11 protein-coding genes are annotated in these 18254 nt (G+C 71.1%); 6 read left to right on the top strand and 5 right to left on the bottom strand.

Annotated features, from left to right (window positions below; translation table 11 throughout):
- Positions 1 to 181 precede the first annotated feature (181 nt).
- Entirely contained in the window at positions 182 to 3406 is a 3225-nt protein-coding gene (locus AB0395_RS36175) for a BTAD domain-containing putative transcriptional regulator (protein ID WP_366288807.1), read from the top strand.
- Here the strand turns inward: AB0395_RS36175 and AB0395_RS36170 are convergent.
- From AB0395_RS36170 to AB0395_RS36150, 5 genes are all read right to left on the bottom strand, one after another.
- Complete coding sequence (locus tag AB0395_RS36170; RefSeq protein WP_366288805.1) at positions 3394 to 4647, bottom strand: serine hydrolase domain-containing protein; 1254 nt, start codon at positions 4645 to 4647, stop codon at positions 3394 to 3396. The two genes, AB0395_RS36175 and AB0395_RS36170, sit on opposite strands and share 13 nt — an antisense overlap.
- A 203-nt stretch (positions 4648 to 4850) precedes the next feature.
- The gene (locus tag AB0395_RS36165; RefSeq protein WP_366288803.1) at positions 4851 to 6113 is read right to left on the bottom strand and encodes a multidrug effflux MFS transporter; all 1263 of its coding nucleotides are present in this window, start codon (positions 6111 to 6113) and stop codon (positions 4851 to 4853) included.
- A gap of 67 nt (positions 6114 to 6180) precedes the next feature.
- Positions 6181 to 7083, bottom strand: coding sequence for an ABC transporter permease (locus AB0395_RS36160; protein WP_366288801.1), 903 nt, complete (start codon positions 7081 to 7083; stop codon positions 6181 to 6183).
- The gene (locus AB0395_RS36155) at positions 7080 to 8024 is read right to left on the bottom strand and encodes an ABC transporter permease (RefSeq protein WP_366288799.1); all 945 of its coding nucleotides are present in this window, start codon (positions 8022 to 8024) and stop codon (positions 7080 to 7082) included. Before AB0395_RS36155 ends, AB0395_RS36160 begins: the two co-directional genes overlap by 4 nt.
- Positions 8025 to 8030: 6 nt before the next feature.
- Entirely contained in the window at positions 8031 to 9659 is a 1629-nt protein-coding gene (locus AB0395_RS36150) for an ABC transporter substrate-binding protein (protein ID WP_366288796.1), read from the bottom strand.
- A 245-nt stretch (positions 9660 to 9904) separates the two neighbouring features.
- On the opposite strand from AB0395_RS36150, the gene AB0395_RS36145 reads away from it, so the two are divergent.
- From AB0395_RS36145 to AB0395_RS36125, 5 genes are read left to right on the top strand one after another with little or no spacing between them, the layout of a single operon-like run.
- Entirely contained in the window at positions 9905 to 11857 is a 1953-nt protein-coding gene (locus AB0395_RS36145; protein WP_366288794.1) for an ABC transporter ATP-binding protein, read from the top strand.
- A 14-nt stretch (positions 11858 to 11871) separates the two neighbouring features.
- Positions 11872 to 12810 carry a helix-turn-helix transcriptional regulator gene (locus tag AB0395_RS36140; RefSeq protein WP_366288791.1) on the top strand — a complete coding sequence of 313 codons (939 nt, stop codon included), beginning with the start codon at positions 11872 to 11874 and terminating at the stop codon, positions 12808 to 12810.
- A 40-nt stretch (positions 12811 to 12850) separates the two neighbouring features.
- Positions 12851 to 15424, top strand: coding sequence for a N,N-dimethylformamidase beta subunit family domain-containing protein (locus AB0395_RS36135; protein WP_366288789.1), 2574 nt, complete (start codon positions 12851 to 12853; stop codon positions 15422 to 15424).
- Positions 15417 to 17159, top strand: coding sequence for a CocE/NonD family hydrolase (locus AB0395_RS36130; RefSeq protein WP_366288787.1), 1743 nt, complete (start codon positions 15417 to 15419; stop codon positions 17157 to 17159). The genes AB0395_RS36135 and AB0395_RS36130 overlap by 8 nt, the downstream gene beginning before the upstream one ends.
- A gap of 5 nt (positions 17160 to 17164) precedes the next feature.
- Positions 17165 to 18181 (top strand): aldo/keto reductase, encoded by a 1017-nt coding sequence (locus AB0395_RS36125; RefSeq protein ID WP_366288785.1) that lies wholly within the window; start codon positions 17165 to 17167, stop codon positions 18179 to 18181.
- The last annotated feature ends 73 nt before the right edge of the window (positions 18182 to 18254 follow it).

Genomic DNA, 18254 nt, shown 5'->3' with positions numbered 1-18254 from the left:
ATCTTTGAATGACGTCGAGGCGGCGGCGAGTGCCGTCTTTGCCCGGGTTTGAGATGGCGCTGGAAGGCGCGGCGTTCCTCAAGACCGGAGGTCGGCCTCGGTAGCGCCGTCCAGGGCGTTTCGCCAGGGGCTCGCACCTTGATTGTCGGACAATACGTCGTTATCTGCCAGACTGCTGGCCATGGCAAATGCGATCGAGTCGTGCGGCGACAGCGGACGGGTGCGCGTCGACATCCTCGGTCCCCTCGTGCTGGACACCGCTACCGGCCCGACGCCGGTCGGGGGCGCGCGGCTGCGGGCGTTGCTGGCCCGGCTGGTGCTGGACGCCGGGCGTGCCGTCCGGCCGGCGACCTTGGTCGAGGCGCTGTGGGGTGAGGAGGCACCGGAGGACCCCCTGCGCGCGCTGCAATCGCTGGCGTCCCGGTTGCGGCGCGTCCTAGGCGACCCCGGGCTGCTCACCTCGGGCCCGGCCGGGTACCGGCTGGCCATCGAGCCGGACGCAGTCGATGCCGTCCGGTTCGAGCGGCTGGCCCGCGCGGGTCGGCACTCGTACGCGCAGTCCCGGCCCGCCGAGGCTGCCGCCACCTTGCGCGAGGCCCTGAGTCTGTGGCGCGGCCCCGCCTTGGCGGACGTGCGCGAGGCACCGTTCGCCGCCGCCGAGGCCGAACGGCTCGAGCGGGCCCGGTTGGCCACCCTGGAGGACCGGGTCGAAGCCGAGCTCGCGCTGGGCGCCGACCTCGACCTGGTCGCCGAGCTCGAATCGCTGACCGCCGCGCACCCGTTGCGCGAACGACTGCACGCCCAGCTGATCCGGGCCCTGGCGCTGAACGGCCGCGGCGCTGAGGCGCTGGCCGCCTACCAGCGGATCCGTGGCCTGCTGGCGGACAGTTTCGGCAGCGATCCCGGACCGCACCTTCAAGAGGCCCACCTGGCCGTGTTGCGTGGTGAACTCCCCCGGTCCCGCCGATCGCACGGCAACCTGAACGTCCCACTCACCAGCTTCGTGGGCCGCGACGACGACGTCCGCCGCGTGGTCGAACTGCTCGGTCGAGTCCGGCTGGTCACCCTGGTCGGTCCTGGAGGAGCGGGCAAAACCCGGCTGGCCAACGCCATCGGCCAACAGCTCACGCCGTCCGGCGGGGTGTGGTTCGTCCCGCTGGCCCCGGTCGGCGCGGACGACGTGCCCCGCGTGATGCTCGACCTGTTGCGGGTGCGCGAAGAGGGTGCAGCTCCGCGGCTTGTCACTCCGGACGAGGTCCTGGACCACCTGGTCGAGACACTCGCGGACGACGACCTGGTACTGGTGCTGGACAACTGCGAGCACGTGATCGAGGCCGCCGCGACGCTTGCCGGGGCCCTGCTCGGCCGGTGCCCGAGGCTGCGGGTGCTGGCCACCAGCCGGGAATCCCTGCGGATCGACGGCGAGACCTTACACCCGGTGCTCCCCCTGGAGCTGCCCGAACCGGGGGCGACGGTCGAGCGGGCCCGTGCCTGCGCGGCGGTCAGGCTGTTTCACGACCGGGCCGCCGCGGTGCGGCCGGGCTTTACTCCGGAAGGCAGCGCGCTGACGGCGGCGGTCGAGATCTGCCGGCGCCTGGACGGCCTGCCACTGGCGATAGAGCTGGCCGCGGCACGGTTGCGCGCCCTGCCGGTCGAGACGGTCGCGGCACGACTGGACGACCGCTTCCGGCTGCTCACCGGGGGCAGCCGCACCGCGTTGCCGCGACACCGGACCTTGAGCGCCGCGGTGGCCTGGAGCTGGGACTTACTCGACACTGACGAGCGAGCGCTGCTGGAACGGCTGTCGGTCGTGCCCGGCACCTTCACCGAGGACGCGGCGGAGGCGATCGGCCGGTTGGGTGACGTCCGGGAGCTGCTGGCGGCGTTGGTCGACAAGTCCCTGCTGCACCCGGTGGAGCCTGCCGACCCGGTCGAGCCGCGCTACCGCGTGCTGGAGACCATCCGGGAGTACGGCCTCGAGCAGTTGGCCCGGCGTGACGAGGTCGACGTCGTACGTCGACGGCACGCCGGGTTCTTCCTTCAGCTGGCCGAGACCGCGGACCCGTACTTGCGCACGTCCGATCAACTGCGCTGGCTGGTCCGCTTGTCCGCGGAACGGGACAACCTGTCGGCCGCGATTCGCTGGGCGGTCGAGTGCGGCGACGCCGACTTGGCGGTCCGGTTCGGTGTCGCGCTGTGTTGGTTCTGGTTCCTGCGGGACCACCCGCCGGAGTCGCTGGACTTGCTCGGCCGGGTGCTCCAGGTCCGTGGCTCGGCCGAGCCACGGGCACGCGCGCTGGTGGTCGCCGCGCACGCGCTCGCCACCACCGAGGCCATCAGCCGACCGGACGAGGCGCAAGCGGCCTTCGACCGGATCGGGAAGGCGCTGGAGTGTGTCGCCCCCGGCACCCACCCCGTTCTGGAGATGGCCTGGCTGGCGCTCGCCGTAGGCTCGGGAGGCGATCGGACCGTACCGGACGTGCTCGGTCCCCCGGACGAGCGGACCGATCCCTGGAGCGGGTCGTTGGCTCTGCTGGTTCGAGGCGTGCTGGCCATGAACACCGGGCACGTCGCCGAGGCGACGGACCTGCTGTCGCGCGCGCTGACCGGTTTTGAGGAACTCGGCGAGCGGTGGGGTCTGGCGATCACGCTGAGCGCCCTGAATTCGGCGTTGCAGCGGGCCGGAGAACCGGCGGGTGCGCCCGCGCTGGCCGAGCGGGCCACCCGATACTTCCAGGAACTCGGCATGCCCGAGCACACGATGGAGAACGAGGTGGCGGCCGCACTGCACCGGGCTCAAGCCGGCGACGTGGACGGCGGGCGGCGGCAGCTGACGGACTTGCTCGACCAGGTCGGGCGGACAGGGTCGGCCGAGTCGCGAGTTCAGGTGCGCCTGGGCTTGGCGCGGCTGGAGTGGCGGGCCGGGCGGTGGGAGCCGGCCAGGGAGCACGCCAGGGGTGGCCTGGCGGAGGCGCCATCCGGCCGGTCGACCACGCCGCACCTGACCGCGTTGCTGCTGGGTGTGCTCGCCCAGGTGGACGTCGCGGAGGGTTTCCCTGACGAGGCGGTACGCCGGCTCGACCACCCGGCGGTGCATCTGACGCTGACCTGGCATACGCCGGTCGCAGCGTCGATCGCGGTCGTGGTCGCCGCGATCGAACTGGGCCGTGATAGCCCGGAGTGGGCGGGACGATTGCTCGGGGCTGCCGGCGTGCTGCGGGGCTGGGACGATCTCGGCGACGCCGATGTGCGGATGATCACACAGCGGGCCACGGCCGCCCTGGGCGCCGCCGGGTTCGCGGCCGCGCACGCCGTGGGTGCGGCGATGTCACGGGCCGAGGCCGAGGCCCTGGTGTCCGCGATCATCACCGCGCCCGCGGCCGACCGCGTCGGTCAGCCGGCGTGAGCCGCGGTCGGTACGGGCTTACCGAACATGGTGCAGGTCACGGCGCTCTGGAGCGCCTGGGCGGCCTTGGCGATCTTCGGGTCGGCCTCGTACTCGGCCCAGTACTCCGTCGAGATGAGGACGGTCGCCGTGCGGCCGCCGGTGCGGTCGGTGAGGTGGGTGGTGAGATAGCCGGGGATGCCGCCGTCGTGCCCCCAGAACGTGCCGCACGGGGTGGCGGCGGTCTGGATGCCCAGCCCGTAGCCGGGCCCGTCCGGCTGCTGCGGGTCCACCGGCACGGTGGTGCGCATCTGTGCCAGCTGGGCGGCGGGCAGTAGCTTGCCGGACATCAACGCGGTGTAGAACCGGGACCAGTCCTGCGCGGTGGACACCACGGCTCCGGCCGCCCCGCCCCACCCGGGATCGTTGTCGGAGACGTCCACGTGATCGTGGTGGGCGGTCCCGGCGAAGTGCCTGAACTCGGCCGGCACAGCCGGTGGCATGTGAGCGGCGTCCAGTTCGTAGCCGTGGGCGTGGGAGCCGCGCCAGGTGGAGTCCGTGGGGTAGTAGGTGTGCTTGAGGTTGAGCGGCCGGGCGATCCGGTCCCGAATCAGTTCGGCCAAGCCCGCCCCGGTGACCTGCTCCAGGACGGCGCCGACCGCGGCGTAGTTGGTGTTGCTGTAGGACCATTTCGCACCCGGCGCGAACAGCGGATCGTGCTTCACCCCCACGGCGAGCAGTTTCGCCGAGGTCCACCGCCGCCGGTCCGTGCCGAGGATCGACGGCCGGATCACGGCGTCCTGGGTGTAGTCGAACAGGCCGCTGGTGTGGTTCAGCAGCATGCGCAACGTGATCGCCTTGCCGTTGGGCACCTTGCCCGGCAGCCACTTCTCCACCGGGTCGGTCAGGGCGAGCTTGCCCTCGGCGACCAGTTGCAGCAGAAGCGTGGCCACCATGGTCTTGGTGGTGGACCCCACCCGGAACTCATCCCCTGCCTTGAGCAGGTGATCCTGCCTGGTCCAGGTGGCCTGCTCGGCGATCTCGATCGGCTGGCCGCTGCCGTCGTCGACCCGCACGATCACGCCGGGCGCCCCGGCGTTCACCAGATTCCGCGCCAGCTGCTGTAGCTGAGCGCGCTGCGCCTTGGTGTCGCTCCAGGCTACGGACGGCGTGGCCGCGGCGGCAGCGGGGAACGCCGCGGCCACGGTCAGACTCGCGGCCAGCGCCGAAGCCGCTGCCGCGCGCGTCCAATAGGGCCGCACTGCACGATCCGACGAAAAAACACGATGGGACATTGAGCCGTCCTCCGGGTTATCAGGTGACGCGGACAACCCCACCCTCCAACCCGCCGCTCACAAATCGCATTCAGCACGCTGTCAGCCACCTGGCCGCTATCGCCCCGGCCCGGCACACCATCGCCACCGCTGCGCAGGACGCCGTCTTCGGCAACGCCGATGGGACGCCGCTACGCCTGCACGTCGTGATCCGAGTCGTGCGTCCGAGGCACGGCTTCGGGCGCGTGGTTCGCGCGCGGCCTGGCCACCAGCGCGTACGCGAGCCAGGAGCCGACGCGGGCGACGGCGATTCCGCCGGTCATCGCGACGGCGCTGGCGCCGCCCAGCGACGCGAGCGGGGCGAACAGGGCGCCGAACAGGAAGCCCGTGCTGCCAAGCAGTGCGGCGGCCGTGCCCGCGTTGGCCGGATGGCGGATCAGCGCGAGCGCGGTCGCGTTGGGCGAGGCCAGCCCGCCGGACATGATCGTGACGAACAGCGCCGGCAGGAACACCGCGAGCGGGGCGTGCAGCGCCGCCGCGACGGCCGCGCCTGCGCCGGCCACGACGGCGACCAGCGACTCCGGCACGAGCAGCCGCTCCGGCTGGAAGCGGCGCAGGAGCAGGGCGTTGACCCAGCCGCCCAGTATCAGGCCGACCGAGTTGACCGCGAAGATCAGGGAGAACGCCTGCGGGCTCACCCCGTAGCCGTCTTGGAGCACGAACGAGCTGACCGAGATGTAGGTGAACAGCGCGATGCTGCCGATGCTGGAGCCCAGGGTGCAGCCGACGAACAGCCGGTCGCCGGCCACCTCGGAGAAGCCTGCCCGCACGCGGCGCAGGCCTCCCGCGTGCCGCAGTTCCGGGCGGAGCGTCTCGGGCAGGGTGACCGCCACGAGCATCAGCAGCGCGGAGATCACGGCGAGGAGGACGAACAGGCCGCGCCAGTCGAAGAGGTACAGCAGCTGCCCGCCGAGGACGGGTGCGACGATCGGCGCGAGGCCGCCGATCAGCATCAGCAGCGACAGAATGCGCGCCATCTGGCGCCCCTCGTACAGGTCGCGGATCATGGCGTCGACCACCACCATCCCGGCCGACCCGGCCAGCCCCTGCACCAGGCGCAGCACGATCAGCATCTCGATCGACGGCGCCGCCGCGCACAGCAGCGACGCCACCGTGTACGTCACCACGCCGACGAACAGCGGGCGCCTGCGGCCGATCCGGTCGCTGAGCGGGCCGATGAACAGCTGCCCGACGGCCAGGCCGATCATGCAGGCCGAGATGCTCCACTGGGCGGCGCCGTCCGAGGCCCCGAGCTGGCGGGCGAGCGCGGGCAGCGCCGGCAGGTACAGGTCGATCGACAGCGGGCCGAACGTTGACAGCGCCCCGAGTGTGAAGAGCAGCCTGCGGTTCCGCGCGATCGGAGGCTGGCCGACCGGCTGGCCGCCCGCGGTCACGTGCGTGCCACCCGGTGACCCCGCCTGCGCGCGGTCACCGGGTGCCCTCGCCTGCGCGCGGCTCCGCTCACGTGCGGGACCGCCGCTGCCGTCGCTGCTGGTCGAGCAGCATCCTCGCCCGGGGATCGACGAACGCGCGCAGAGCGGAACCGGTGAGGTTCAGCAGGAACACGAACAGGGCGATGGTCAGCCCGGGGAACACCACCATGGTCGGGTGGCCCTGCAGGTAGGTGCGCCCGTCGGCAACCATGTTCCCCCAGGTGGCGGTGGGCGGCGAGATGCCGAGGCCGAGGAAGCTGAGCGACCCGTCGATCAGCATGGCGCCTGCCGACAGCAGCACGCACTGCACCACGGCGAGCGGCAGCGTGTTCGGCAGGATGTGCACGGCCAGGGTCTTCCACGGGCCCATGCCGGAAACCCGCGCCGCCTTCACATAGGTGCGGGCGGTCAGGCCGAGGACACGGCTGCGGATGATCCTGGCCGTGTACGGGGTGAAGATAATCGTCACCGCGAGCAGCTCGCTCGCCATGCCGGGGCCGACCACGACCGCGAACACGATCGCCAGGATGATCGAAGGGAACGCCATCCAGGCGTCCACGATCCGCATGATCACCCTGCCCGCTCGTGCGAAGTAGCCCGCGACCAGGCCGATGAACGTGCCCAGCCCGACCGAGCAGAGGGTGATCAGCATGGTCATCCCGATCGACACCCGACCGGCGGACGCCCACCTGGCGAACAGGTCGCGGCCGTACTTGTCGGTGCCCATCAGGTGCTCCGCCGACGGTGGCAGCAGCCGGTTCACCGGATCGGCGGCGTCCGGGTCGGACAGGAACGGCGGGAGCACCAGGACCAGCAGGGTGATCGCGACCAGCAGCCCGCCCGTCACGAGCAGGGTGGGGTTGCGCCGGGCGAACGAACGGATCCGGCTGGGAACCGGTGCGGGCGGGGCAGTGGCGAGGTCGGCGGTCACGACACCCGCACCTTCGGGTCGATCAGCGCGTACGCCAGATCGACCAGCAGGTTCATCAGCACGAACAGGAACGCGATGAACATGACACCCCCCTGGATGAGCGGGAAGTCCCGGGCGTAGACGGCACCGAGCAGTGTGGTGCCCAGGCCCGGGATGATGAAGATGCTCTCGATCACCACCACGCCGCCGATCAGCGAGGCGAAGTTCAACCCAACCGTGGTCAGGACCGGCAGCATGGAGTTGGGCAGCACGTGCCGCAGCATGATCCGCCGCTCGCCGACCCCCTTGGCCCGCGCGGTGCGCAGGTACAACTGGGTCAGTTCGCCGAGCACGCTCTCCTCCATGGTGATGGTGAGGAACGCGGTCTGCCCGATCACGAGCACCGCCACCGGCAGCGCCAGCTGGGTGATCGCGACCGCCGGGTCGGTGAACAGCGGGGTGTAGCCGCCGGGCGGGAACCAGCCGAGGGTGAGGGCGAACAGGTAGACCGCGAGCAGAGCGAGCCAGAACTCCGGCAGGGCGAGCCCGAACTGGGTGGCCCGGCTGACGAGCCGGGCCACCCGGTTGTGGGGCGCCACGGTGACCCAGGTGACGATCAGCACGGTGAGCAGAAAACTGATCACCGTGCTGGCGACGGCCAGGGTCAGCGTGGGCGCGATGTTGTCGAAGATCATCTGCAGAACCGGGAGGTTGTACTTGATGGACGTGCCGAAGTCACCGGTCAGCACGTTGCCCAGCCAGTGCAGATACTGCTCGTACAGCGGCCCGGTCAGTCCGAGGTCGTGGCGCAGCCGCTCGAGCTGCTCCGGGCTGGCCTTGGTGCCCAGGAGCACCGCGGCCGGGTCGCCCGGGATCGAGCGCAACAGGAAGAACAGCACGGTGCCGACCACGAACAGCACGACCACCAGATCGCGCAACCGGCGCAGGATGACCAACAGCATCAGGGGCTACCTCGCCAGCCACACGTTGGCGAACTCCAGGCCCCATCCGTCGTAGCCGTTCACCTTCGGGTTGTAGGCCACGTAGGACCTCGCGTTGTACAGCGTGAGCGTGGGCAGGTTCTCCGAGGTGAACTCCTGGATCTTGTCGATCGCCTGCTTCTGCTCCTCCGGCGTCTTGGCCGCGTTGTAGGTGGTCAGCAGCGGCGCGAGCTTGTCCCTCGGGTAGCCCATGTTGTCCATGCCCTGAACGTTGTCGCTGTAGGACGGCACGGGCGGGTTGGCGTCGTCCATCAGCGCGAGCACGTCCCAGCTGTTCGGCTGGTTGTTCTTGCGCCCGATCAGGGTGGCGAAGTCGTAGCTCTCGATGGTCGCCTTGATCCCGATCTTCTTCAGCGAGTCCTGAATGATCACCAGTGCGTCCTTGAACTGCGGGAACTCATCCGTGGTGATCATCCGGATGGTCTGGTCGGGGCGCAGGCCCGCGGCCTCGAACAGCTTCTTGGCCTGCTGTGGGTCGTGCTGGTCCCACTTGGCCTTGCCCGCGTCGGAGTACATGGCCTTGTTGGTCTGCGTGGCGAACGCGCCGTCGCTCGGCAGCACCAGGTCGGGCACGCCCTGCGAGTCCATGATCGCCTTCTTGTCGACGAGCATGTTCATCGCGTCTCTGGCCTCCTGCTTGGAGAAGATCGAGCCGGAGTTGTGGTTGAGCGCGACGTACTGGATGTTCGCGGCGCCCTCGACGCCCACCTTGAGGTTGGGGTTCTGCTTGATCTGGTCGTACTGGTCGTACGACGGCTCGGCGACGTCGAACAGCCCGGTCTGCAGGCCGTTGAACGCGGCGTCGCGGTCGGCGACCACCTTGTAGGTGATGGTGTCCAGGTAGGCGCCCTTGGCCCCGGCGTACCCGCTGGATGTGCCGGACGGCGGCTGGTACTTGTCGTTACGCTCCAGCACGATCTCCTGTCCTGCGGTCCAGGACTTCAGCTTGTACGGCCCGGTGCCGATCGCGTGATCCTGGGGGATCCCGGTCGCACCGGCGGCGGCCACGTCGGACGCCTTGCGGATACCGCTGCCGTGGCTGGCCGCCATGAGCGCGACGAGGTTGAACGGCGCCTTGAGGGTGAACACCACGGTGCCCTCGTCGGAGGCGGTGATGTCCTTGAGCACCGGCTTGAGGGAGCCGGCGTAGCTGCCCTTCTCCACCCAGTAACGCATCGAGGCCACCACGTCGGCCGCCGTCAGCGGCGAGCCGTCGGAGAACACGACGCCTTTGCGCAGAGTGAAGGTGTAGGTCAGCCCGTCGTCGCCCTTCTTGTATGATTCCGCCAGTACGGGCTGTGGCTGGTAGTTGGCGTCGATGGCGACCAGCGACTGGAAGATCTCATGGCCGAGGTAGCTGGTCCCGGCGTTGCTGTTCTGCACCGTGTCCAGCGAGCCCGGGTCCTGGGCGAGGCGAACGGTCAGGTTGCCCCCCCGTACGGGCTGACCTGCGTCGCTCTGACCTGCGTTGTTCTGGGCGGCCGAAGCTGCCGGGGTTGACGAGGACTTTGTGGCGGTGCCACAAGCCGAGAGCAGAAGCCCTAGTGCGACAAGGGCGACGATCTTGGGCTTACGACGTTGTCGGGTGCTATCCATTGCAGCTCCTCGCACCTATTTCCGCGGGTCGGTGGCCGAGAACGTAACCTGCCCTGCGCGTCCGGGATAGGCGTCGGTGTCGGCTTTTCTGTCACTGATGCGAACTCACCCCGCCTCCGCCCGTGACTGTGGACAGACGCGGCCCGAGATCGGCACACTGTGCGAACAGCCTTGTTAACCGAGGACTTTGAGGTGCAGAATCACCGGACCCGAGGTCACGCTGGCCGACGGAAAGGATGACACCCATGTCACTATTGGAGATAGACCGCCTCTCTGTCGGAGTGCTCACCGACGAGACGACCACCGACCTGGTCCACGAGCTCACGCTCAGCCTCGATTCCGGACAGACCCTGTGCGTCGTCGGCGAGTCCGGCAGCGGCAAGACCGTCACCGTGCTGTCCATCATCCGTCTGCTGGAGTTCGCCGCCCCGGTGCGTACCACCGGCACGGTCCGGCTCGACGACGTCGATCTCACCTCCCTGAGCCCGGCGCAGATGCGTTCCTTCCGCGGCCGGCGGATCGGCATGGTCTTCCAGGAGGCGCTCGACTCGCTCAACCCGGCACAGCGGATCGGCGCGCAGCTCGGCGAGGCGTACTGGCCGGCCGGCGCCGCGCCGCGCCGTGGCGACCTCCGCGCGCAAGGCCAGGCCCGGGCGCTGGAGCTGCTACGGGAGGTGGGATTCGCCGACCCGGAGCGGGTGGCGAACCTGTACCCGCACCAGCTCTCCGGCGGGATGCAGCAGCGGGTGATGATCGCCATGGCGCTGATGTCCAGTCCCGATCTCCTGCTGGCCGACGAGCCCACGACCGCGCTGGACGTGACCACCCAGGCCGAGATCCTGCGGCTGTTTCGCACCGTGCAGCGGGAACACCAGATGGCGTGCGTGTTCATCACCCACGACATGGGCGTGGCGGCGGAGATCGCCGACCGGATCGCGGTGATGTACGCGGGCCGTCTGGTGGAGGTCGGGCCCGCGGCCGAGGTGCTCGGCTCGCCCCGGCACCGCTACACGCGAGCCCTGGTCGAGTGCGTGCCGCAGGTGGGGGTACGCCACACGGAGAGCATGCCGTCCATCGTCGGCTCGGTTCCCGAGGCGGCCGCCCGGTTCTCCGGCTGCCGGTTCGCCCCGCGGTGCACGCACGCCGGGGACCGCTGCCACACCGAGGAGCCGCCGCTGGCCCTCGTCACCGCCCCGGCGGAACGGACCGAGCGGGTGGAACGGTCCGATCCGGCCGAGGAGAACCGGCAGGCCGAAGTCGCCTGCTGGAACCCCGGCGCGGGCCCGGTCATCTTGTCCTCGCCCGCCCCGGCGGTCACGCCGGCGACGGCCGACGCGGCGCGGGAGGAGCCGCTCCTCGTGATCGACAGCGTGCGCCGGGACTTCGTCACCCGCAGCGGGCGCGCCGACGGCCTGCTGAGGCTGCGTCGCCGCGAGCGCATGGCCGCGGTGGACGGGGTGAGCCTGACCATCCGGCCGGGAGAGTTCTTCGGGCTGGTCGGCGAGTCCGGCAGCGGCAAGACGACGCTCGGGCAGCTCGTCGCGGCGCTCGATCACCCCACCGAGGGGACGGTCACCGTGGACGGCCAGCGGCACACCCCGCGCGGTCTTGAGGGTGACGTCCGCGCGTTCCGCCGTACCGTGCAGCTGGTCTTCCAGGACCCGCAGAGCTCCCTGGACCCGCGTCACACCGTGGGCCGGATCATCGCCGAGCCGCTGCGCGAGCTGACCGACCTGCGTGGCGCGGACCTGCGCCGCCGGGTGGAACGCCTGATCGACGAGGTGGGCCTGCCGAAGACGATCATCGACAGGCTCCCGGCGCAGATCTCCGGCGGGCAGCGCCAGCGGGTCGCCATCGCGCGCGCCATCGCCCCGGAGCCCCGGCTGATCGTGGCCGACGAGCCCACCTCCGCACTCGACGTGTCGGTGCAGGGGCAGGTGATGAACCTGCTGCTGGACCTGCGCCGCGAACACAACCTGAGCTACCTGTTCATCACCCACAACCTGAGCCTGATCCTCTCGGTCGCCGACCGGGTCGGCGTGATGAAGGACGGCCGGCTGATCGAGGTGGCCACCCCGGAGACCATCGCCGCCGACCCGCAGCACGACTACACCCGCACCCTGCTGGCGGCGAACCCGGGCCTCACCCCCTCCACGGCGTCGCCGGGAGACGCGCGCATCGAAGGTTCGCGCCAGTGACATTGGGAGCCGCCGTGCCATCTGTGTCGTCCGTCCCGCTCGCCCCCGTCTCGTTCCCGACCCACAGATTCGACGACCCGCTCATCGGCGAGGGCGCGCCCGGCTTCGCCATCGGGTCGTTCGCCGACCTGGCGCCCTGGTCGTACGCCCCCTACCCGCACCGGCACGAGTTCTACGAGCTGGTGTGCGTGACCCGCGGCTCGGGCACCCACGTGATCGACTTCGTGCCGTACCAGGTGGCCCCAATGACGATGTACTTCGTCGCCCCCGGCCAGGTGCAGTTCTGGGAGGGCCACGCCCCGCTGGAGGGGTACATCGTCACGTTCGTCGAGGAGTTCCTGGTCCCCCAGTACGGCGACCGCGTTTCGCCGCGCCAGTCGCTGGCGCTCGACCCGCTGGGCACCGGGCACGCCCTGCACCTGGCCGCCGAGGAGGTCAAGCCGATCACCGAGCTGCTGGTCGCGCTGGCCAGGGAGTACCGGCGCCCCAGCGGCGCGGACGTCTCGGTGCTCCAGGCGTACCTGCACGTCCTGCTGGTGGAGATGCGCAGGCTGAGCCGGGGCGCGGACGTCCGGACCGTTGAGGAGGACAGCGGTACCGCGCTGGCCCGCCGCTACCTGCGGCTGGTGAGCGAGGAACTGCCGTACGAGCAGAGCGTCAGCGGCTACGCCAGCCGGATCGGAGTCACCCCGAAGTACCTGGCGGACGTGGTGAAACGCACCACGGGCAAGCGTCCCGCGGAGATCATCCGCGCTGCGCTGACCGTCGAGGCCAAGCGGCTGCTCAGGCACACCGACCTGACCGTCGCCCAGGTCTCCCAGCGGCTGCTGTTCGACAACCCGTCGTACTTCGGCCGGTTCTTCAAGCGCGAGACCGGGACGAGCCCGGGAGAGTTCCGCCGGCGCGCCGGGGCGGCGGATTACCTCCGTTCAGTGACACTGCCTCCGACCTGACGAGCTACCCGTGCCGCGACCGGTTGCCTAGCGTCGAGTCATGGAATCCTCAGTTGTGGCCATTCGGGCGCGATTGGCCGAACGCCGCGTCGAGCAGCTCCGTTCGTTGATCACCGATGACCTGGTGACCGCATGGATCCACGATCCACAAGCGGTGCACCAGGAACCGTTGAGCCTCGTGGCGCGCTTCCTCGGCCAGCGCCCGGCGGCCGAGCGCCTGTCCGTCTACGAGCAGACCCCACGCGAACTCTGGCGGCTGGTCCGTCCTCCGGCGCGGCGCGGCGAGACCTACCGGCTCGCCGACCGGCGGGAGTTCGCCAGCCTTGACCAGGCGCGCGAGGCGGCTCTGCGACGCGAGCTGTTCGACGTGTTCGGGTGGGGCGAGCCGTCCGCGGACGCGATCGACGGGCCGGAGCTACGGCAGGAGGGGCCGGTCCTGCTCGGTTACGCGGACCGGGTGAGCGCCGCCCCCGGTGAGCGGATCACGTTCATGGTCAGTGCCGAGCAGGTCGCCGAGTACACCACGGAACTGATCCGGCTGCGGCACTCCGACGACAACCCGGACAGCCCGGGCGTCCGCATCGAGCAGGTCGCGGATGCCTGGCACGGCCGGTACGCCGGTCACACCCAGCGCATCCGGCTCGGCTCGCACATCGCCGTCCGCGACCCCCACGGCGCGACCGCAGGCGCGGACGGCTTCGCCGTCGCCGCGTACATCTACCCGACCCACGTGACAGGACGGCCGCAGGTCGTGCTGGCCCGCTGGGAGCAGGGGCCGCGCGGGTACGCGCTCGGCCTGGACGAGACGGGGCGGCTGACCCTCTGGCTCGGCGACGGCGCCCGCGAGAGCGCGGTCCACGCCGACGCCCCGCTCGACCCCCACCGCTGGTACGGCGTCGCCGCCTCCTACGACCCCGCAACCGGGCGTGCCACGCTGGTGGCCCGGCCGCTGGTGACCAGTGTGAACAGCCGGGTGAGCCCGATCGTGGTGGACGACCGGCCCCAGGTGACCGAACGGCACGTCGAGGGCGCGTTCGCCCCGGCCGAGCACGGGGACCTGCTGTTCGCGGCGCGCACTCCGGAGGACGGCCACTACAACGGCAAGATCGAACGGCCAGGCGTCTGGCCGTACCCGCTGCCCCTGGCCGGGCTGCTGGTCGCGGCGTCGGACGACCACGACGCCCCGATGCGCTGGTCGTTCGAGCCCGGGGAGACCGCGGCGTCGCTGGTTGTGCCATGCGCCGGCCGCCCCGGCCTGGACGGCCGGCTGGTGAACCTGCCGGTACGCGGCGTGACCGGGCGCCACTTCACCGGCCGGATCGAGCACTACGCCGCCGATCCACGCGGGTACGCCGCGATTCACTTCCACGACGACGCGCTCGCCGACGCCGACTGGGCGCCCAGCCACGAGTTCACCGTGCCGGACGACCTGCCGAGCGGCGTGTACGCCCTGCGGGTCGTCGCGGGCGACGGCTCGTGCGAGCAGGCCGTCCCGTTCGTGGTGCGCGCGCCCGCGGGAGGTGCCACCGGCAAGCTCGCGCTGCTCCTGCCCACCGCCACCTACCTGGCCTACTCCAACGAGCGCGGCCTCGGCCACGTGTCGGTCGTCCCGCCGGGCACGGTGTTCCTGGAGCACCGCTACGACCTGGGACACTCCGCGTACGCCAAGCACACCGACGGCAGCGGCGTGAGCTACATCTCCTGGCGCCGCCCGATCCTCACCCTGGCGCCGGGCTTCCGGATCCACCTCTCGCCGTTCATGCTGGCGTCGGACCTGTACATCCTGGACTGGCTCACCGAACTGGACTACTCCTTCGACGTCATCACCGACCACGACCTGCACGCCGAGGGCGCCGACCTGCTGCGCCGCTACCGCGGGGTGCTCAGCGGGAGTCACCCGGAGTACGCCTCCGAGCAGATGATCGACGCCATCGAGTCGTACGTGGACGGCGGCGGCAACTTCGCCTACCTGGGCGGCAACGGCTACTACTGGGTGGTCTCCTTCCACCCCGAGTTGCCGCACGTGATGGAGTTGCGCCGCGGCGAGAACGGCACCCGCAGCTGGCAGGCTCGTCCCGGCGAGCACCACCACGCCACCACGGGCGAGCGCGGCGGCCTGTGGGCGAACCGCAGCCGCCCCCCGCAGAAGGTGTTCGGGGTGGGCTTCAGCGCTCAGGGCGGCGGCCCGTCCGGCCGGTACCGGATCGGCCCCGACACCGTCCCCGACTCGCTGAAGTCCCTGCTGGACGGCGTGCCCGAGGTGTTCGGCGACGCGGGCCTGGACGGCGGGGGCGCGGCGGGCGGTGAGATCGACCGCTACGATCCCGCGCTGGGCAGCCCGCCGGACGCGATCGTGCTGGCCACCTCGGAGGGGCTCCTCGACGGCTACCAGTTCGCCGTCGAGGAACTGACCGGCACGCACCCGGGACACGGCGCCTCCGAGGATCCCGACGTGCGCTCCGACCTCGTGTACTTCCGCACCCGCGGCGGCGGGTCGGTGTTCGCAACGGGCTCGATCTCCTTCAGCGGTGGGCTGTCCGCCCACGGCTACGACAACGGGGTGTCCAAGATCACCCGCAACGTCCTCGACCACTGGCTGGGTAAGAATGATTGAGTCGCTCACGGTCGACCGGATGGTCGCCATTCCCATGCGGGACGGCACCGTCCTGCGCGCCGATGTGTATCGCCCGGTCGGGCAGCGCTGCCCGACCCTGGTGTTCCGCACGCCCTACGACCGCACCGGCCTCGGCATGTACGGCACGTTCGCGTTGCGCGCCGCGTCCAGCGGCTTCGCCGTCGTGATGCAGGACACCCGCGGACGAGGCGCCTCCGGAGGCCGGTTCACGCCGTTCGTCCACGAACGAGAGGACGGGTACGACTCGATCGACTGGATCGCGTCCCAGCCGTGGTGTGACGGCAACGTCGGCATGTTCGGCGGCTCGTACGACGGGGTGACCCAGTGGCAGGCCGCCATGTCCGGGCACCCGGCGCTGAAGGCGATCGCCCCGAACGTCACCGCGTCCAGCTACCACCACGGCTGGGTGTACCGGGGCGGAGCGTTCCAGCTCAGCTTCAGCTTGGGCTGGACGCTGTCGCTCGCCGCGCACAACGCCGCCCGCGACCCGTCGGTCTCCGCCGAGGTGCGCGAGGCGCTGACCGACGCCTCCGACGGCCTGCCCGACACCGCGCTGGTGCTGCCCCTGGACCGGCACCCGTACCTGGACGGCGTCGCGCCGTACTACCGGGAGTGGCTGCAGCACCCCCGCTATGACGAGTTCTGGGAGCGGCTGGACGTCTCCCGCGCCTACCCGGAGATCACCGTCGCCGCGTTCAACCTGGGCGGCTGGTACGACACGTTCCTCGGCGGCACCCTGGAGAACTTCGCCGGCATGCGCGCCAGGGGTCCCCAGGGGGTGCGTGACCGGCAGCGGCTGCTCGTCGGGCCGTGGCCGCACGAGGGCCTGTTCAGCGGCAACCCGGTCGGCTCGTGGAACTTCGGCGGGCGCTCGACCGGGGGCGCCCTCGACGCCGACGGCCTGCAACTGCGCTGGTTCGACCGGTGGCTGCGCGACGGCGGTGATGCGGCCGGGGAGGACCCGCCGGTGCTGCTGTACGCCATGGGGGCGGGCCAGTGGCGGGTCGCCGACTCGTGGCCGCTGCCCGGCACCGACTACCAGGACTGGTACCTGCACAGCGGCGGCCGGGCCAACACGCTGCACGGCGACGGGCGCCTGTCCAGGGACACCCCCGGCGACCAGCCGCCGGACAGCTACGTGTACAACCCGCGCAACCCGGTCCCCACCCTGGGCGGCGCGTTGTGCTGCAGCCCGGTGCACACCAAGGGTGGCGTGTACGACCAGCGCCCGATCGAGGAGCGCACGGACGTCCTCGTCTACACCAGCGAGCCGCTCACCGAGCCGCTGGACGTCACGGGCCCGGTCACCGCGGTGCTGCACGCCAGCACCTCCGCGCCGGACACCGACTGGACCGCCAAGCTGGTCGACGTCGGCCCGTGCGGCTACGCCCGCAACATCACCGACGGCATCCTGCGCGCCAGCCACCGCGACCCCGAGTCCGGGCCGCTGCCGGTCACCCCGGGAGAGGTGGTGGAGTACCGCCTCGACCTCGGCGCGACCAGCAACGTGTTCCAGCCGGGGCACCGCATCCGGGTGGAGATCTCCAGCAGCAACTTCCCGCACTTCGACCGCAATCCCAACACCGGCGAGCAGCCCGGCACGTCCGCCGAGATGGTCAGCGCGCTGCAGAACATCCACCACGCCGGCCCCCATCTCTCCCGCCTCGTGCTGCCGGTCGTCGACCCGGACGCGACGCGCCCCTACCGGAGGTAGCACTGATGTCCGTCAACGAATTCCGCGAGCTCGGCCGTACCGGGCTGCGTATCAGCTCGGTTGGCTTCGGAAGCTGGGTCACCGGCGGCCCGGGGCTGATGGGCTGGGGCACGCAGTCCGACGAGGACTCGATCGCCGCCATCCACCGCGCCGTCGCCGGCGGCGTGAACTGGATCGACACGGCGGCGGTGTACGGCTTCGGGCACTCAGAGGAGGTCGTCGGCCGCGCCGTGGCCACACTGCCGCCCGCAGAGCGGCCGCTGTTGTTCACCAAGTGCGGCCTGGTCTGGGACGAGAACGGTGTGGAGAGCAACAACCTCACGCCGGAGTCGATCCGGCGCGAGTGCGACGCCTCGCTGCGCCGCCTGGGCGTCGATCACGTCGACCTGTACCAGATCCACGCCCCTGACCCGGCGGGCCCGCCCATCGAGGAGTCCTGGGGCACCGTGCTGGAGCTGGTGAAGGAGGGCAAGGTCCGGCACGCCGGGGTGTCCAACTTCGATGTCGACCTGCTGGACCGGTGCGCGGCGGTCGGCCCCGTCGCCACCCTCCAGCCGCCGCTGTCGCTGATCCATCGGGACGCGGCGGCCGACGTGATCCCGTGGTGCGCCGAGCACGGCACGGGGGTGATCGTCTACAGCCCGATGGCGGCCGGCCTGTTGTCCGGCACGTTCACCGAGGACCGGGCCGCCGCCCTGCCGTCCGACGACTGGCGCTCCCGCGAGGCCGAGTTCCAGGAGCCCGCCCTGTCCCGCAACCTGGCGCTCCAGGAGGCGCTGCGGCCGGTCGCCGAACGCCACGGGGTGCCGGTCGGCGCGGTCGCGGTGGCCTGGACGACGGCGTGGCCGGGGGTGACGGCGGCGATCGTCGGCGCCCGCACCCCGGAGCAGGTGGACGGCTGGCTGCCGGCCGGATCGCTCAGCCTCACCCCCGAGGACCTGGCCGAGCTGGCGGCGGCGCTGCGGGGCACGGGCGCGGGTAGCGGCCCGGTCGGCCCGGCCCTTCCGGACACCGGGGCGTGAACGGGTGTGGGGGGGGGGGGGGGCCCCCCCCCCGCCCCCCCCCCCCCCCCCAACCCAAAAAACAAAGTCAAAA

It is taken from the genome of Streptosporangium sp. NPDC051023, from assembly GCF_040689595.1.
GTDB lineage: Bacteria > Actinomycetota > Actinomycetes > Streptosporangiales > Streptosporangiaceae > Streptosporangium.
This window is presented reverse-complemented; position numbering and strand designations above follow the sequence as displayed.